This window comes from Mesorhizobium sp. B264B1B (genome assembly GCF_020165765.1).
Lineage (GTDB): Bacteria > Pseudomonadota > Alphaproteobacteria > Rhizobiales > Rhizobiaceae > Mesorhizobium.
This window is the reverse complement of the sequence record NZ_JAIUIS010000026.1, coordinates 1-16869: the sequence shown is the minus strand read 5'-3', so window position 1 is coordinate 16869 and position 16869 is coordinate 1. Positions and strand designations below refer to the sequence as shown.

The following is a 16869-nucleotide window of genomic DNA, read 5'->3' as shown; positions in this document are numbered from 1 at the left end:
CCAAGCCGGCGAATGACCACGATGCAGGTAGGAAAATCGACGCCGCGTGAAGCTTCACTCGACCGTGATTTCGATGACGCGCGGCAACCCCGTTGCCCGGGCGCGCTTCAGCGCGAGTGGTAAGGCGCCGGTATCGGCGATCCGTTCGGCGCCGATGCCATAGGCCTCGGCCAGTTTGCAGAAATCCGGCGGTGCCGGGGACACGCCGACGGGTTCCACGCCGACGTCGAGCATCGAAGTCTCGATCTCGCGATAGCCCCTGTTATTCCAGACGACGAAGATAACGGGTGCCGCGGCATCGAGCGCCGCGCCGAGCTCGGGTAAGGTGAACTGGAAGCCACCGTCGCCGGTGAGGCAGACGATCGGCGCGTCGGGCATGGCGAGCGCCGCGCCCACCGCCGCCGGCGGGCCGTAGCCCAGCGCGCCGAAGCCGGTGGCGGCGTTGAACCAGCCGCCCGGCCGGTCGTGATCGTAATAGAGGTTGGCCGCGTAGACGGGCTGGGTGGAGTCGCCGACGATGATCGCGCCCGGCAGGGCGTCGCGGATGGCTTCCACCGCATGGACCTGCGCCGCATGGACGGGGGTCAGTTCGGCGCGAGCCGCCTTTCGCGCCGCCGCGGCGCGGTTCTTCCCGTCCTGCCTGCCCGCGTCGACCGAGCCGAGCGCGGCAAGCAAGGCTTCGATCGCCTCGGCGCAGTCGGCCTGGATGGCCACCGTCGCCGGACGGCGCGCCAGCTGATCGGCGCCGATGTCGATGCGGATCAGATTGGCCGGCAGGACAAATCCGCAATCGCCATAGCCGTCATAATCGGTTGGGCCGAACTCGGTGCCGGCGGCAATGACCAGATCGGCCTCGCCCATCAGCGCGCGGATGGCTTTCAGGCTGGGACTGGCCGGTACGCAGAGCGGATGGCGGTGGAGCAGGCCGCGCGCATTGGTCGTCTCGACGACCGGCGCGCCCAGCCTTTCGGCCAGGCGCCGCAGCGCATCCTCGGCGCGCTTGGCGCCGCCGCCGGCCAGGATGAGCGGGTGCCGAGCCGCCGCACAAAGGCTGGCCGCCGCGGCGATGGCCGTCGCCCCGGCAGCCGGTGGCGCGGCATTGCTCAGCACCGCCGCGATCCCATCGGCAGGCTTGACCATGACGTCGGTCGGAATCTCGATATGCACCGGGCCCGGCCGCGACGAGGAAAACAGCGCGAAGGCACGGGCGAGCGCGCCGGGCAGTTCGCCGGCCTCGGTGATGCGTTGCGAAAACAGCGCCACCTTTTCCATCATGCCGCGCTGGTCCGGCAGCTCGTGCAGGAAGCCCAGGCCCTTGCCAAGCGTCGGCGTGGCGTTGACGCCCGAGATTACCAGCATCGGCACCGAATCGGCGCGCGCCTGTGCCATGGCGGTGATGGTGTTGGTCAGCCCCGGGCCGGTGATGACGAAGGCGACGCCCGGCCGGCCGCCGGCGCGCGCATAGCCGTCGGCCATGAAGCCCGCGCCCTGCTCGTGGCGCGGCGTGACATGGCGGATCCTCGAACGCGCCAACCCGCGATAAAGCTCGACCGTGTGGACGCCGGGAATACCGAACACGGTGTCGACGCCATGCGCCTCGAGCAGTGAAATCAACGCTTCGCCAATGGTGGTCATTAGTGTTCTCCCCTTTCCGGCTCGAGGCCGAGCTCGGCTTCGACAGCCTTGATCCCAATCGCCGCCAATTCGCCGGGCGAGAACATCTCGCCGGCCAGGCAGCCTTCGATCCAGAGTCCGTCGATGATCGCGTTGATCGCGATGGCATGGTGGCGCAACTGGCTTGCGTCCGGCTTGCACTGTTCGGCGGCGAGCACTTCGGCCACAACCGCCTCCACCTCGTTGCGAAAGCCGAGATAGCCTTCGCGGTGGGCACGGGCCAGGGTCGGATCCGCACCGGCGCGGCCGATGAAGGTTGCCCAGAGCGAAAAAACCCGCGCGTCGATGATCGGCGCGTTGAGGTTGGCGGTGACGAAAGCCGCAAGGCGTTGCCGCGGCGAGGCATCTTCCATGACCAATGCTGCTTTCGCCTGCTCGGTCATGCGGCCGACCAGTGCCGTATAGGCCTCCTGCAGCAGTTCTTCCTTGCCGGGGAAATAGTGCCGGATCAGCCCCGCGGTGACGCCGGCACGCAATGCGATGGTGCGCAAGGTGGCGCCCTGCAGCCCATGTTCGGCCACGCTGTCCAGAGTCGCCTCGATCAGATCCTGCCGCCGCCGCTCCTCGCCCTCGCGACGAAACTTGCGGCGGGATGGCGCATTCATTGGCGCAGGATCGGCCGCGTCAGGCATGTCGGCCCACCTTCGCAGGCGATGCAGAGCGCATCCGCCTCGAAGACTTCAACCATGCAGCCCGCGGCCTCCATCGCGGCCTTGGTCTTGGGAAAGCCTGCAACGGCAATGACGTTGAGCGGGCTGGTCGGCAGTACGTTAAGGCTGAGGCCGTTGGAAGCAGCGAACTCCTCGGCATCGCCTTCGACCAGCCGGATGCCGCGTGCCTTCAGCATTTGATAGAACGGGGCCGGCAAAAGCGGCGAATAAACCAGCGCGAGGTCGTCCGCCAACGGGCTGATCACCGACATCAGATGCAGGCACGCCTCTTCGCCCTGCCACAGCGGCAGATCAAAGCCGTAGACGGAAACGCCCAGCGGCGTCAGCAGGTTGGAAACCTGCTGGATACCTTCCTGGTTGGAGCGGACACCGCGCCCGATCGCCAGCGTGCGGGCGTCCACCCAGACACAATCACCGCCTTCGACCTGACCAGGAGCCTCGACGCGGCCGAGGATCGGAATGCCCAGCCTTGTGTAGGTTTCCTCATGCAGCGAGGGCTCCCTGGCGCGTAATGGCTTACCCATGGACAGGATCAGCGCGCCGCGACCGGTCATCAGCGATGGGTCGTGCGTGAACACCGAATCCGAAAGTCCGTCGGCCTTGTCTTCGACCCATTCGATTTCAGCGCCGGAAGCCGCTACCAACTCAGCAAGGGCCGCGTGCTGCGATGCAGCTTTCGCCGGATTGAACCCCGGGCCATAGTGCCAGGCAGATCTGTCGGCGTCGCGCATGGCGTTGGCCGCCGACCGCATCAGCACGCGCCGCAGCGTCGCCGCCATGGACTGTGATCCGAAAGCGCTCATCGGTGCCCTTTTTAGCTGAAAAAAATCGAGAAAATTTCATGAAAGGCTATTTATACACTTGCACAACAAGGCCGCAAGTGCCGTAATGAGCGGGATTGACGGGCTCGCGCAGTTGGGTCCATGCTGAAGTCTGGAGCGGGGCAGTACAGCGTATGTTGATTAGCCGGGTAGACGTTCGACGAGCTGCCATCGACTACACGGAGGTCACCTGTTGAGCACGGCGGGAGTTGCCGCAGCCCCATCCGGTGAGGCGCAAAATGGCGCCGCCGAAGCCATCCACGTCGAGAACCTGCACAAGAAATTCGGTGAGCTGCACGTGCTGAAGGGCGTCTCGCTGTCGGCGCGCGACGGCGAGGTCATCGCCATCATCGGCGGTTCGGGCTCAGGCAAATCGACGCTGTTGCGCTGCATCAACTGCCTGGAGAATCCGACCAGCGGCATCATTCGCGTGAATGGCGAGGAGATCAAGCTGAAGGCCGACAGCCACGGCCATACCGTGCCGGCCGACCGCAAGCAGATCGAACGCATCCGCTCCAAGCTCGGCATGGTGTTCCAGAATTTCAATCTGTGGAGCCACATGACGCTGATCGAGAACGTCATCGAGGTTCCCGTGCATGTGCTGGGCGTCAAGCGCGACGCGGCGATCGCCCAGGCCGAAAAACTGCTCGTCCGCGTCGGCCTCGCCGAAAAGCGGGATGTCTATCCGGCCTACCTGTCGGGCGGCCAGCAGCAGCGCGCCGCGATCGCTCGCGCATTGGCGATCAATCCGCGCGTCATGCTGTTCGACGAACCGACCTCGGCGCTCGACCCCGAACTGGTCGGCGAGGTGCTTAGAGTGATCGGCGATCTGGCGCGCGAAGGCCGCACCATGGTGCTGGTCACCCACGAGATGAAGTTCGCGCGCGAGGTCGCGACGCATGTCGTCTATCTCTACAATGGACTGGTCGAGGAGGAAGGCCCGCCGGAGCAGATCTTCGGCGCGCCCAGATCCGAAAGGCTCAAGCAATTCATTCGCAACATCGGCTAGCAAACCGAGGGCGGAAGAAAACCGGGAACCAACAACAAACTGGGAGTCGTGAAATGAAGACTGTTCTGAAGACGTTCGCCGCAGCGCTGCTGCTCGGCGTCGCCGCCATGGGCGTAGCCAAGGCCGATCCGGTCAAGATCGGCATCGCCGCCGAGCCGTATCCGCCGTTCACCTCGCCGGATGCTTCGGGCAAATGGGTCGGCTGGGAGATCGAGTTCATCGACGCCGTCTGCGCCGAGGAGAAGCTCGACTGCGTCATCACGCCCGTCGCCTGGGACGGCATCATCCCGGCGCTGACCACCAAGAAGATCGACCTTATCGTCTCTTCGATGTCGATCACCGACGAACGCAAGAAGACGATCGACTTCTCGGATAAGTACTACAACACGCCGACGGCGATCATCGGACCGAAGGACCAGAAATTCGGCTCCGCGCCGGACGATCTCAAGGGCAAGATCCTGGGCGTCCAGGTATCGACCGTGCATGCCGTCTACGCCAAGAAGCATTTCGGCGCCACGGCATCCGAGATCAAGGAGTACCAGACGCAGGACGAGGCCAACAACGACCTTGCCGCCGGGCGCCTCGATGCGGTCCAGGCCGATTCCATCGCGCTTGGCGAGTTCCTCAAGACCGACCAGGGCAAAGCCTGCTGCGACCTGAAGGGCATGGTGGCTCCGGACGACGAAGTGCTCGGACCGGGCGTTGGCGCCGGCGTGCGCAAGGAAGACACCGAGCTGAAGGAAAAGATCAACGCCGGCATCAAGGCGATCCGCGCCAATGGCAAGTATGACGAGATCTCGAAGAAATACTTCGATTTCGACATATATGGTGGCAGCGGCGCGCAGTCGAACTGACGTGGCGATGCCACGCAGTCGAACTGACGTGGCGATGCCATGCAGCCGGACTGACGCGGCGGTGCCACGCAGTCGGACTGACGACCATCGCATGGGCTGGAAGACAAGGCACTGACGCCAAGTCCTCCAACCCGACCTTTCCCACGCACCCTTGCCGCCGGCGGCTTGCGCCGGCGGATTGAGCCAGCAATCCGGGGGCGAAGCTGATCGATTCATTTCTTCCGGCCTCTGCGGCCGGCATCATCGAACTCCTGTCGCCCGCGCCCGTCGGCTGGGGCGGGACGCTCATGCTTGGGCTGCTGCATTCGCTTGAGATCGCCGTCGGCGCCACGATCGTCGGACTGTTGATCGGAACCGGCGGTGCCTATGGCAAGCTTTATGGCGGCCCCGTGGTGCGCGACCTGCTGGCGGTCTACACGACCATCGTGCGCGCGGTACCGGAACTGGTGCTGATCCTGCTCCTCTACTACGCCGGTACCGACCTGATAAACCAGATGCTGACCGCCATGGGCTATCAGCGGGTCGACATCAGCGGGCTGGTGGCCGGCATCGCGGTGCTCGGTTTCGTCCAGGGCGCCTACTCGACCGAGGTCATACGCGGCGCCATCCTTGCCGTCCCGCAAGGCCAGATCGAAGCCGCCCGCGCTTACGGCATGTCTCCCGGCCTTCTCTTGCGGCGCATCACGTTGCCGGCAATGCTGCCCTTCGCCATTCCGGGTCTCGCCAATCTCTGGCTGATCGCCACCAAGGATACGGCGCTGCTGGCCGTGGTCGGTTTCTTCGAACTGACGTTGGCGACGCGGCAGGCGGCGGGCGTCACCAAGGCCTACCTGATATTCTATCTCGCGGCCGGCATGCTCTATCTGGCCGTGACGCTGTTTTCGAACCTCGTCCTTGGTCGCGTCGAGAAATGGGCGCGGCGCGGCATGCCGTCGATCAAGGAGGCGCGCTGATGGCGAGCGAAGCGGCCATCATCAACAGCGCGGCTCGCACCTCGCTCTGGCTGCAGCCGCATCGTATCGTGCTGATCCTGATTGCGCTCGGGCTGGTGCTGTCCGCGGCCTTCTTCATGCGCTGGGACTGGCTGCCGCAATATTACGGCCTGGCCCTGCTCGGCATCTGGCGCGCGCTGTGGATCCTGGCCGTCACCTGCCTGTTGGGCTTCCTGATCGCGGTGCCGGTCGGATTGGCACAGGCTGGCGGCCCGATCTGGTTCGCGGCGCCGGCGAAGGTCTTCTGCACCGTCATCAGGGGAACGCCGCTGCTGTTACAGCTGTGGCTGCTCTACTACGGGCTGGGTTCGTTGTTTCCGCAATATCCGTGGATCCGCGAATCCTGGATGTGGCCCTATCTCAGGCAGGCATGGCCTTATGCCGTCCTGGCGCTGACGCTCTCATTCGCGGGCTACGAGGGCGAAGTGATGCGCGGCGCCTTTGCCGGCGTGCCGAAGGGGCAGCTCGAAGCCGCACGTGCGTTCGGCATGAGCCGCTGGAAGATCTTCCGGCGTATCTGGCTGCCGCAGGCCTTCTACCGGGCGCTGCCGACGCTGACGGGGGAAACCGTGCTGCAGCTGAAATCGACGCCGCTGGTGGCGACCATCAGCGTCATCGACATCTTCGCCGTTTCGTCGAAGGTCAGACAGGACACTTACCTCACCTATGAGCCCTTGCTGCTGCTTGCCTTGATCTATATGGCGATCACCGGCATTCTGGTCTTCGCCTTCGGCAGGATCGAGGCGCGGATTCCGAACAAGATCGGCTAGGGACCTAGTGAGTAGGGATTGGTGAGTAGGAAGTGGCTAGCCGCCACCACCCATTGCTGACTACTCACTACTCACCACTCACCACTCACTAAAGGCAGTCGCCATGCAACTCAGTCTCGAACAGGCAACCGGGCTGTGCCGCATGGCGGCGCTGGGTGCGGGCGCCAACGAGGAAGCGGCGCAATCGCTCACCGCCTCGATCATATCGGCCGAGGCAGAAGGACTCTCGACCGTCGGATTGTCGCATTTCATCGACTATCTCGAAGCGCTGGAGGCCGGCCGCATCGACGGCAATGCCGAGCCGGTGATCACCCGGCCGGCGCTCGCAGTCTATCTTTCCGATGCGCAAGGCGGGCTGGCGCATACCGGCTTCGACCGCACGCTCGACGAGCTCGCCAAGGCGGCAAGACTGTTCGGCGTCGCCATCTTTTCGCAGAAGAATGCCTATACATGCGGCGCCCTCGGCTACTTTACCGGAAGGCTGGCAGCGCAGGGGCTGGTCTCCTTCGCCGCCACCAACGGTCCCGCCGTGCTTGCCGGTTCGGGCTCGGTCAAGCCGGTCTATTGCACCAACCCGATGTCCTTCGCCGCACCCGCCGCCGACGGCCCGCCGCTGGTCATCGACCAGTCATCGAGCGCCACCGCCTTCGTCAATATCCGCAAGGCGGCCGAGGACGGCAAGAAGATCCCCGAAGGCTGGGCGCTCGATGCCAGCGGCAATCCCACTACAGATCCGGCCGCAGCCATGAAGGGGGCCATGCTCGCCTTCGGTGGCCAGCGCGGCGCCAACATCGCGCTGATGGTCGAGGTGCTGGCGGCGGGTCTGTCGGGGGCAAACTGGTCGCTCGATGCGCCCTGGTTCACCGGCGGCCCGGACAATCCCGGCACCGGCCTGTTCGTGCTGGCCGTCGAGCCCAAGCTGCTCGATCCGGATTTCGAGCAGCGGATGAAGGATCAGCTCGACCGGCTGCGCCGGCGCTACGGCGTGCACATACCGGGCCGCTCCCGGGCCGAGGCGGCGGAGAAGGCCGCGGCACGGGGCATCAAGGTCTCCAAGGCCGTGGTGCAGCGCATTTCCGAATTCGCCGAGCGCTATTCGGCCTGAAATAAATTCTTCTTTTCAGCTCATCAGCTGCCGGCGCCTGCCCGCGGCATGGCCATGCGTGTTTTTTTTGGCGCGCGGTCTGAACCTTTTCGAGCGTCGGGGCGACCAATGCCTGTCCAGGGCAGGATGAGCTTGCCCGATTCAGACCGGGGGAACAGCAAGTCACATCGAAACCTGCTCCACGCCAAGGCATGCCCTTCGCGTCCCGGAAAGCCCAACCTCAATGAAAGGATACCACCATGACCAGCACCAAGACAACCATTCTGACCGCAGTCCTTCTCCTCGGCTCGTTCATGGGCGCGACCCAGGCGGCCAACCTGAAGGCCGCGCCGGTCAAGCCGTCCAGTCCAGGCGTCATTGCCGCGCCGGGCGGCGGCGCTACCGAGGACCCACTATTGCAAGAACGGTCACGCGAAATTCGCCAGTTGCAGCACCGATTTCATCGCGGCCTGCAAGAAGGTCGGTGGCACCATGTCGGATGTCCAGGGCTGGGGTGGGCGTACTTGCTTCACGCCCTCCTGATACCGTCTCAGGTCAGGCCGCTCCGTCGGCCCCTGGCTTCGCATGGATGTCATCCGGAAAACCCCGCCTCGGCGGGGTTTTCTGCGTCAGGCAAGGCGTTCTGAAGCGCATTTGTCCTGATGCAATTCCCAAGCTGTTTTTCCTGGGAAAGCCGCTTCACAGCGACGACGCGTCACCCTTTGCGTTTGACGCGAAACGGATTATGAAACGGCTTCAGCCAAGCTTTCGAGCGCCGGAGCCAGCCATGACCGAAATCCTGCAGACCCCCAAGCTCGTCGTCATTTTCGGCGGGTCGGGCTTTGTCGGCCGCCACGTGGTGCGGGCCTTGGCCAAGCGCGGCTATCGCATCAGGGTCGCCTGCCGCCGGCCCGATCTCGCCGGCCATTTGCAGCCGCTCGGCAATGTCGGCCAGATCCAGCCCGTGCAGGCCAATGTGCGCGTGCGCTGGTCGGTCGATCGCGCCGTGCAGGGCGCCGATCATGTCGTCAACCTGGTTGCCGTGCTGCATGAGAGCGGGCGGCAGAAATTCACGGCCGTGCACGAATTCGGCGCTCGCGCCGTGGCCGAAGCGGCACGCGCAGCGGGCGCCGGCCTGACCCATATTTCGGCCCTGGGCGCCGACCTGGAAGCCGCATCCAACTATGCACGCACCAAGGCGCTTGGTGAAAAGGCCGTTCTGGAGACGATCAAGGACGCCGTGATCCTGCGGCCGTCGATCAATTTCGGACCGGAAGATAGTTTCTTCAACCGCTTCGCCAACATGGCGCGTTATTCGCCGGCACTGCCGCTGATCGGCGGCGGCCACACCAAGTTCCAGCTGGTCTATGTCGGCGACGTCGCCGAAGCGGTGGCGCGCTCGGTCGATGGCAAGGTCAAGGGCGGTCAGATCTACGAGCTTGGCGGCCCGCAGGTGCTTACTTTCAAGGAAAGCATGCAGGAAATGCTCGCGGTGATCGAGCGCAAGCGCCTACTGGTTCCGGTGCCGTGGTGGGTGGCGAACCTGCAGGCGTCGATCCTGGGGCTCTTGCCCAACCCGCTGCTGACCAAGGACCAGGTGCTGCAATTGCGCGAGCATAATGTCGTGTCGGAGGAGGCCGCCAGGGCCAACCGCACGCTTGCCGGCCTCGGCATCCAGCCGCAGGCGCTCGGCACGATCCTGCCAAGCTATCTCTGGCGTTTTCGCGCGGCCGGCCAGTTCCAGCGCAAACCGGCGGTCTGAACATAGGCCGACGGCGGGCGATTACAGGCGCGAAGTGATCCGCATGGGCAGCCCGCCTTGCGGCTGGGTGGTCAGCTTCTGGACCGGCCACGGCCTGGTTTGCGCGATGGAATCGAAGCGGAAACGCGACAGCAGGACGGCGAGCGCGATGATCGCTTCCTGCATGGCGAAGCTGGCGCCGATGCAGACGCGCGGCCCGGCGCCGAACGGCAGATACTGAAAGCGGTCGATCTTTTCGCGGTTGCCCGGATGGAACCGCTCCGGCATGAACGCGTCCGGCCTGTCCCACAGCTTCCTGTGACGGTGGACGACCCAAGGCATGACCAGCACGGCCGCGCGCCCCGGGATGTGGAGATCCCTCCAGTTCTCCGGCTCGATCGGCTCGCGGTTGATCGACGGCGCCGGCGGATAGAGCCTGAGCGCCTCGTCGAAGGCGGCGCGGGTGAGCGGCATGGCGTCCAGCCATCTGGTCGGATCGGGCTCGCGCGCCAGCACGGCATCGATCTCGCGCTCGATCTTTTCCCGCTCCCATGGCGCCTCGGCCAGGCAATAGAGCGTCCAGCCCAAGGCTCGCGCCGTGGTCTCATGGCCGGCACCGATGAAGGTGATGATGTTGTCCTCGACTTCCGAGCGTGTCAGCCCGTCCGGCCCCTCGGCCTTGAGCAGGAGGGTCAGGAAATCCTGCGGCACGGCATCGGCATCGCGCCTGAGTCTCTGTTCGCGTATCTTGACCGTATTGCTGACGATCTTGCGGAAATAGGCCATGGTCTTGCGGCCGCGGATGCGGGTAAGCCGCGGCAGCCATTCGGGCGCGCGCAGCAGGTCTAGCGGATCGACGCGGCCCATGGTCTCGAACAGCCGGTCGATCTCCTTGGCGAAACTGCCCGGCTCCCCCGCGATTTCCCCGGAGAACAGCGTCTCGGCCAGGATGTCGTAGGTCAGCAGCGTCATGTCGTGGGCAATGTCGGAGATGCCGCCATCCTCGTAGCGGGAGGAGAATTCAAGCGTGCGCTTGAGCATCGGTCCCGCGAAACCAAAGATGTGACGCGGCGTGAACACCGGCGCCATCGCCTTGCGCGAACGCTTCCAGACCTCGCCTTCGGCCGTCAGCAAGCCGTCGCGCAGGATCGGCCGCAGGATGAGCTGGCGCACCGTCGCCATCTTGTAGTTCCTGGCATTGTCGACCAGGACATGGCGAATGAGCCCCGGGTCATTGGCGATGACCAGCGGTCCACCGACGCCGTTCACCGAGATCCAGGGCTCGTTGTAGGTCGGCTCTCCCCACAGCTCGAGCGGGTTGCGGTAGACGATGCGCATCATCTCCAGCGTCGAGGGCGGCGATGTGCGCGGCCTCGGCGCCGGCGGAACGAAGGGGGCGGGCTGAGTGTCCATGGCTGCTCCGCTGGCAAGCGCGTCGCGCTAGTCCTTGCCTCCGTTCGATGTAGTGACTGACGCACGGCGCGTCCATGTGGCCTGACGATAAAAGCCCGTGCCCCGACGGGACGGAGCGATGCTCCCATCATCTGATTGTGACCGCTCGCCAAACGGCGCGGTCTTGTCCATGACGGCGCTCTGCCGTAGGTCACGGTCACCAACAGATACCGTCAATCGAAGGAGCCCGCCTTGAAGCACCAGTTGAACATCATCATCGGCAGCACCCGGCCGGGCCGGGCCGGGCCGGTTTTCGCTCACTGGCTGGAGCGGTTCGCGCGCGAGCACGGCAAGTTCGAACCGGTGCTGACCGACATCGCCGCCTTCGATCTGCCGGTGCTGGACGAGCCGCACCATCCCAGGCTCGGCAACTACCTGAACGATCATACCAAGGCCTGGTCGAAGGCCGTCGATGCCGCCGACGCTTTCGTCTTCGTGGCACCGGAATATAATTACTTCGTCGCACCGGCCATCGTGAACGCGATCGACTATCTCTCGCGCGAATGGAAATACAAGCCCGCCGCCATCTTCAGCTATGGCGGCGTTTCCGGTGGCCTGCGCGCGGCACAGGCGCTCAAGCCGCTGCTGACCTCCGTCGGCGTCATGCCGGTTCCGGAAGGCATCGCGCTGCCGCTGTACCAGAAGCTGCTGGGGACCGACGGCTCCTTCGAAGCGAGCGAGCAGGTGCAGGGCGGGGCAAGAACCATGCTGGAGGAGTTGCTGCGCTGGAGCGAGGCGCTGAAGCCGATGCGCGCCGGCTGATGCAAGCCGGCTCGCCCGCGCCGTAGACAGGCGGAATGTCGGCAAACGACCGAACCGTGGGCGGTTCGGCCTGCGTTTGCCATGCGCTTTGCTGCTGATGCTTTTGATGGCCGCCATCGCGGCAGCCGGCGCCAAGATAGAAGTTCACGATCAAAATTCCTGCGCGACCGGCTGGCTAAGGTCAAAGCCTCTCGCCAATAGCTGGCCGACGGTGCGCTTTTCCGCCCGGAAATGCCTGCAAACCTTGGAAAAACCACCTTTAACGCCTATATCTAGGCAATATTGAAAGCGCGATTCGGGGGCGATTTTTCGCGCTCCACCAGCCGCCTCTAGACAACAGGTTTTCATGAGCGACCAGACTGAGAACGCCAACGGCGCCGAAGCCGAATACGGCGCAGATTCCATCAAGGTTTTGAAGGGCTTGGATGCCGTCCGCAAACGGCCCGGCATGTATATCGGCGACACCGATGACGGTTCGGGCCTGCATCACATGGTCTATGAGGTCGTCGACAACGCCATCGACGAGGCACTGGCCGGTCATGCCGATCTCGTCACGGTGACGCTCAATCCCGACGGTTCGGTCACCGTCATCGACAATGGGCGCGGCATTCCCACCGATATCCATCCCAGCGAAGGCATTTCGGCAGCCGAAGTGATCATGACGCAGCTGCATGCCGGCGGCAAATTCGACCAGAACTCCTACAAAGTGTCCGGCGGCCTGCACGGCGTCGGCGTCTCTGTGGTCAACGCCCTGTCGGCCTGGCTGAAGCTCAAGATCCGCCGCAATGGCAAGATTTTCGAGATGAGCTTCACACACGGCAATGCCGACGCGCCGCTGAGCGTCACAGGCAGCTATGAACAGGACAAGCAGCCCGGCACCTATGAAGGCCGCAGCGGCAGCGAGATCACCTTCTTTCCGTCGTCCGAGACCTTCACGATGGTCGAATTCGATTTCGGCACGCTGGAGCATCGGCTGCGCGAGCTTGCGTTCCTGAATTCGGGCGTGCGCATCGTGCTGACCGACGCCCGCCACGCCGACGTCGTGCGGCATGAGCTGCACTATGATGGCGGCCTGGAGGAATTCGTCAAATATCTCGACCGGGTCAAGAAACCGCTGATCGACAAACCGATCGCCATCAGGGCCGAGCGCGACGGCATCACCGTCGAAGTGGCCATGTGGTGGAACGACAGCTACCACGAGAATGTGCTGGCCTTCACCAACAACATCCCGCAGCGCGACGGCGGCACCCATCTCGCCGGTTTTCGCGGCGCCCTGACGCGTCAGATCACCGGATATGGCGATTCCTCGGGCCTGACCAAGAAGGAAAAGGTCTCGCTGATCGGCGACGATTGCCGCGAGGGGCTGACGGCAGTGCTGTCGGTCAAGGTTCCCGACCCGAAATTCTCCTCGCAGACCAAGGACAAGCTGGTCTCCTCGGAAGTCCGGCCCGTGGTCGAAGGGCTGGTCAACGAGGCGCTCGGCACCTGGCTCGAAGAACATCCGAGCGAAGGCAAGGTCGTGGTCGAGAAGGTGATCCAGGCCGCGGCGGCGCGCGAGGCCGCGCGCAAGGCGCGCGACATCACCCGCAAGACCTCGCTGGGCGTCACCTCGCTGCCCGGCAAGCTTGCCGACTGTCAGGAACGCGATCCGGCGAAGTCCGAGATCTTCATCGTCGAGGGCGACTCGGCCGGTGGCTCCGCCAAGGGCGGCCGCTCGCGCCAGAACCAGGCCATCCTGCCGCTGCGCGGCAAGATCCTCAATGTCGAGCGCGCCCGCTTCGACCGCATGCTCAGTTCCGACATGATCGGCACGCTGATCACCGCGCTCGGCACCTCGATCGGCAAGGACGAATTCAACGCCGACAAGCTGCGCTACCACAAGATCATCCTGATGACCGACGCCGATGTCGACGGCGCGCATATCAGGACGTTGCTGCTCACCTTCTTCTTCCGGCAAATGCCGGAATTGATCGAACGCGGCCATCTCTATATCGCCCAGCCGCCGCTTTATAAGGTGACGCGCGGCAAGAGCTCGCAATACATCAAGAACGAAAGCGCGTTCGAGGAATTCCTGATCGGCTCGGGACTGGAAGAAGCCTCGCTCACGCTCGGCTCCGGCGAGGTTCGCGCCGGACAGGACCTGCGGGCGGCGATCGACGATGCGCTCGCGGTGCGCCAGCTGATCAACGGCCTGCACACGCGCTACAACAGAGGCGTCGTGGAGCAGGCGGCGATCGCCGGCGGGCTCAATGCCGACGTCGTCGCCGATCTTGGCCGCGCCAATGCGATGGCGGAGCGGATCGCGCAACGTCTCGACATCATTGCCGAGGACACCGAGCGCGGCTGGACCGGCCGGATGTCGACTTCGAATGAGGGTATCGGCGGCTATGTCTTCGAACGCACGGTGCGCAGCGTCAAGGAATACGCCCATCTCGATATGGCGCTGATCAATTCAGCCGATGCGCGACAGCTCGACCGCTACGCGCAGCGGCTCAGCGACGTCTATGGAGCGCCGCCCGTGCTGCGCCGCAAGGATGTTTCGGAACCCATCTCGGGACCGTTGGCACTGCTCAACGCGGTGTTCGCGACCGGCCGCAAGGGCCTGACCATGCAGCGCTACAAGGGCCTGGGCGAGATGAACGCCGAGCAGCTTTGGGAAACCACGCTCGATCCGAACGTGCGTTCGCTGCTGCAGGTCAAGGTAAACGACGCCACCGACGCCGACAGCCTGTTCTCGCGGCTGATGGGCGACGAGGTCGAGCCGCGGCGCGAGTTCATCCAGGACAACGCGCTGTCGGTGGCCAATCTGGACATTTAATCCGGAGTCATCCCGGGACCATTGGCGCGCGTCGGTCGCGCCAGTGTTTCCCTTGCGAGATTCATTCGAACCGCCGGAACGGAAGCTTCTTTCCAGCATTGTGACAGTATCGATCACAATTCCTGGCGAAGGAGGCTCCCATGGGACGCGGCATCTTGCTCTGGTTACTCGGGGTTCCAATCCCGATCATCCTTCTCATCATGCTTTTCGCGCGATAGGGGGCTGTCATGCAGTCCACCCTGTCGATCACGGATGATCCCGGCGCGGTGGAATCGTCCGCCACCGCTATCAGCTGGGGTCCGATCATCGCCGGTGCCTTCGCCGCCTCGACATTGACCTTCATCCTGATGCTGCTCGGCTCCGGCCTGGGGTTGAGCATGGTCTCGCCATGGTCGGGCTCAAGCGCCTCTATCACCAGCTTCGCGGTTTCGACCGCGGTCTGGCTGATCGTCGTGCAATGGCTGTCATCCGGCCTCGGTGGCTATCTTGCCGGCCGGCTGCGCACCAAATGGGTGGGCGTGCATACCGACGAGGTTTATTTCCGGGATACGGCTCATGGCTTCCTGGCATGGGCGCTGGCGACGCTGCTGGTCCTCGGCGTGCTCGGCTCGGCGCTGTCGGCGGCTGTGGGTTCCGGCGTCCAGGCTGTATCCAGCGTGGCCGCCGGCGCCGCCCAGGGCGCTTCGGCCGGTGCATCGGCCAATGCAGGCGGGGCATCGACGGACAATGCCACATCCTATCTGGTGGACTCGTTGTTCAGGCCGGCGGACGCGGCGAGACTGGCGGCAGCCAATCCACAAAACGACGCGGCGGCGGCGGCGCAGGCATCGCGCATCCTGGTCGCCAGCGCTGCGGCTGGCGAGGTTTCGCCCGAGGACAAGACATACCTGTCGCAGCTGGTCGCGGCACGCACCGGCCTGTCGGAAGCAGACGCCAAGACGCGTGTCGATACGCTGCTGGCAAAGGCGCAGGACGCCAAGGCCAAGGCCCAGCAGGCGGCCGATACCGCCAGGAAGGCGAGCGCCACATTTGCGCTCCTCGGCGCCCTGTCGCTGGTCATCGGCGCCTTCATCGCCAGCGCCGCGGCCGCCCTCGGCGGCAGGCAGCGCGACGACGAGGAGGCTGTGTTCCTGACCAGCCGTTGAACATCGTCTGAAATCCGCATGAAGAAGCCCGGCGAGCCGGGCTTCTTCATGCGGACGATGTGACCGGGTCAGTGATCCATGGCCTTGACGATTTCCTCGGTCATCTTCTTGGCGTCGCCGAGCAGCATCATGGTGCCGTCCTTGTAGAACAGCGTGTTGTCGATGCCGGCATAGCCGGAGCCGAGCGAGCGCTTGACGAACAGGCAGGTGCGCGCCTTGTCGACGTCGAGGATCGGCATACCGTAAATAGGTGAGGACTTGTCATCCCGCGCCGACGGGTTGGTGACGTCGTTGGCGCCGATGACATAGGCGACGTCGGCCTGCGCGAATTCGGAATTGATGTCCTCGAGCTCGAACACTTCGTCGTAAGGCACGTTGGCTTCGGCCAAGAGCACGTTCATGTGGCCCGGCATGCGGCCGGCCACGGGGTGGATGGCGTATTTGACGTCGACGCCATTGGCCTTGAGCTTGTCGGCCATTTCGCGCAGTGCATGCTGCGCCTGCGCGACGGCCATGCCGTAGCCCGGCACGATGATGACCTTCTGCGCGTTCATCATCAGATAGGCCGCATCGTCGGCCGAGCCCTGCTTGACCGTGCGCTCGATCCCATCATCAGCGCCCGCGGCCGCAGTCTCACCACCGAAGCCGCCGAGGATGACGGAGATGAAGGAGCGGTTCATGCCCTTGCACATGATGTAGGACAGGATGGCGCCCGACGAGCCGACCAGGGCGCCGGTGATGATCAGCGCCAGATTGCCGAGCGTGAAGCCGAGTGCGGCCGCCGCCCAGCCCGAATAGGAATTGAGCATCGACACCACGACCGGCATGTCGGCGCCGCCGATGGGGATGATGAGCAGCACGCCCAGCACCAGCGATGCGGCAACGATGAGCCAGAAGACGAGCTTCGATTCGGTGGTGACCAAAAGCACGATCAGCACGACCAAGGCGATGCCAAGCGCGATGTTGATGAAATGGCGGCCGCCGATCATGATCGGCTTGCCGGACATGCGCCCGTCAAGCTTCAGGAAGGCGATGACCGAGCCGGTGAAGGTGATGGCGCCGATGGCCACACCCAG

General features: G+C 64.4%; 15 protein-coding genes. 10 read left to right on the top strand and 5 right to left on the bottom strand.

Annotated features, from left to right (window positions below; translation table 11 throughout):
• Positions 1 to 54 precede the first annotated feature (54 nt).
• Genes LB547_RS31305 through LB547_RS31295 form a run of 3 tightly spaced genes read right to left on the bottom strand, consistent with a single transcriptional unit; the run spans position 55 to position 3148 of the window.
• Positions 55 to 1635 carry a 5-guanidino-2-oxopentanoate decarboxylase gene (locus tag LB547_RS31305; RefSeq protein WP_140759308.1) on the bottom strand — a complete coding sequence of 527 codons (1581 nt, stop codon included), beginning with the start codon at positions 1633 to 1635 and terminating at the stop codon, positions 55 to 57.
• Positions 1635 to 2279, bottom strand: coding sequence for a TetR family transcriptional regulator C-terminal domain-containing protein (locus tag LB547_RS31300; protein ID WP_224680575.1), 645 nt, complete (start codon positions 2277 to 2279; stop codon positions 1635 to 1637). The genes LB547_RS31305 and LB547_RS31300 overlap by 1 nt, the downstream gene beginning before the upstream one ends.
• Positions 2276 to 3148 carry a dimethylarginine dimethylaminohydrolase family protein gene (locus LB547_RS31295; protein WP_140759307.1) on the bottom strand — a complete coding sequence of 291 codons (873 nt, stop codon included), beginning with the start codon at positions 3146 to 3148 and terminating at the stop codon, positions 2276 to 2278. The genes LB547_RS31300 and LB547_RS31295 overlap by 4 nt, the downstream gene beginning before the upstream one ends.
• A gap of 211 nt (positions 3149 to 3359) precedes the next feature.
• Here LB547_RS31295 and LB547_RS31290 point away from each other — a divergent pair, with 211 nt between their 5' ends.
• From LB547_RS31290 to LB547_RS31260, 7 genes are all read left to right on the top strand, one after another.
• The gene (locus tag LB547_RS31290) at positions 3360 to 4175 is read left to right on the top strand and encodes an ABC transporter ATP-binding protein (RefSeq protein WP_140559774.1); all 816 of its coding nucleotides are present in this window, start codon (positions 3360 to 3362) and stop codon (positions 4173 to 4175) included.
• A gap of 53 nt (positions 4176 to 4228) precedes the next feature.
• Positions 4229 to 5029, top strand: a complete 801-nt coding sequence (locus LB547_RS31285; protein WP_140512875.1) for a transporter substrate-binding domain-containing protein — start codon at positions 4229 to 4231, stop codon at positions 5027 to 5029.
• A 287-nt stretch (positions 5030 to 5316) separates the two neighbouring features.
• Positions 5317 to 5982: an ABC transporter permease gene (locus tag LB547_RS31280; RefSeq protein ID WP_140497260.1), complete on the top strand. Its 666-nt coding sequence runs from the start codon at positions 5317 to 5319 to the stop codon at positions 5980 to 5982.
• A complete protein-coding gene (locus tag LB547_RS31275; RefSeq protein ID WP_140759305.1) occupies positions 5982 to 6791 on the top strand; it encodes an ABC transporter permease in 810 nt (269 codons plus the stop codon). Before LB547_RS31280 ends, LB547_RS31275 begins: the two co-directional genes overlap by 1 nt.
• A 103-nt stretch (positions 6792 to 6894) precedes the next feature.
• Positions 6895 to 7896 (top strand): Ldh family oxidoreductase, encoded by a 1002-nt coding sequence (locus tag LB547_RS31270; RefSeq protein ID WP_140497264.1) that lies wholly within the window; start codon positions 6895 to 6897, stop codon positions 7894 to 7896.
• A 239-nt stretch (positions 7897 to 8135) separates the two neighbouring features.
• Complete coding sequence (locus tag LB547_RS31265) at positions 8136 to 8522, top strand: hypothetical protein (protein WP_224655870.1); 387 nt, start codon at positions 8136 to 8138, stop codon at positions 8520 to 8522.
• A gap of 140 nt (positions 8523 to 8662) precedes the next feature.
• Entirely contained in the window at positions 8663 to 9637 is a 975-nt protein-coding gene (locus tag LB547_RS31260; RefSeq protein ID WP_140559777.1) for a complex I NDUFA9 subunit family protein, read from the top strand.
• A 21-nt stretch (positions 9638 to 9658) separates the two neighbouring features.
• On the opposite strand, the gene LB547_RS31255 is transcribed toward LB547_RS31260, so the two are convergent.
• Positions 9659 to 11029, bottom strand: a complete 1371-nt coding sequence (locus LB547_RS31255) for a cytochrome P450 (protein ID WP_140759303.1) — start codon at positions 11027 to 11029, stop codon at positions 9659 to 9661.
• Between the two features lie 231 nt (positions 11030 to 11260).
• Here LB547_RS31255 and LB547_RS31250 point away from each other — a divergent pair, with 231 nt between their 5' ends.
• The 3 genes from LB547_RS31250 (at position 11261) to LB547_RS31240 (ending at position 15793) form a co-directional block, all read left to right on the top strand.
• Positions 11261 to 11830 carry an NADPH-dependent FMN reductase gene (locus LB547_RS31250; RefSeq protein WP_140497272.1) on the top strand — a complete coding sequence of 190 codons (570 nt, stop codon included), beginning with the start codon at positions 11261 to 11263 and terminating at the stop codon, positions 11828 to 11830.
• Positions 11831 to 12176: 346 nt separating this feature from the next.
• Positions 12177 to 14648 carry a DNA topoisomerase (ATP-hydrolyzing) subunit B gene (gyrB, locus tag LB547_RS31245; protein ID WP_140512864.1) on the top strand — a complete coding sequence of 824 codons (2472 nt, stop codon included), beginning with the start codon at positions 12177 to 12179 and terminating at the stop codon, positions 14646 to 14648.
• 227 nt (positions 14649 to 14875) lie between these two features.
• Positions 14876 to 15793, top strand: a complete 918-nt coding sequence (locus LB547_RS31240) for a hypothetical protein (RefSeq protein WP_140580584.1) — start codon at positions 14876 to 14878, stop codon at positions 15791 to 15793.
• Between the two features lie 68 nt (positions 15794 to 15861).
• Here LB547_RS31240 and LB547_RS31235 read toward each other — a convergent pair.
• Positions 15862 to 16869, bottom strand: a 1008-nt coding sequence (locus LB547_RS31235; RefSeq protein ID WP_224656083.1) for an NAD(P)(+) transhydrogenase (Re/Si-specific) subunit beta, incomplete at its 5' end; no start/stop codon positions are given.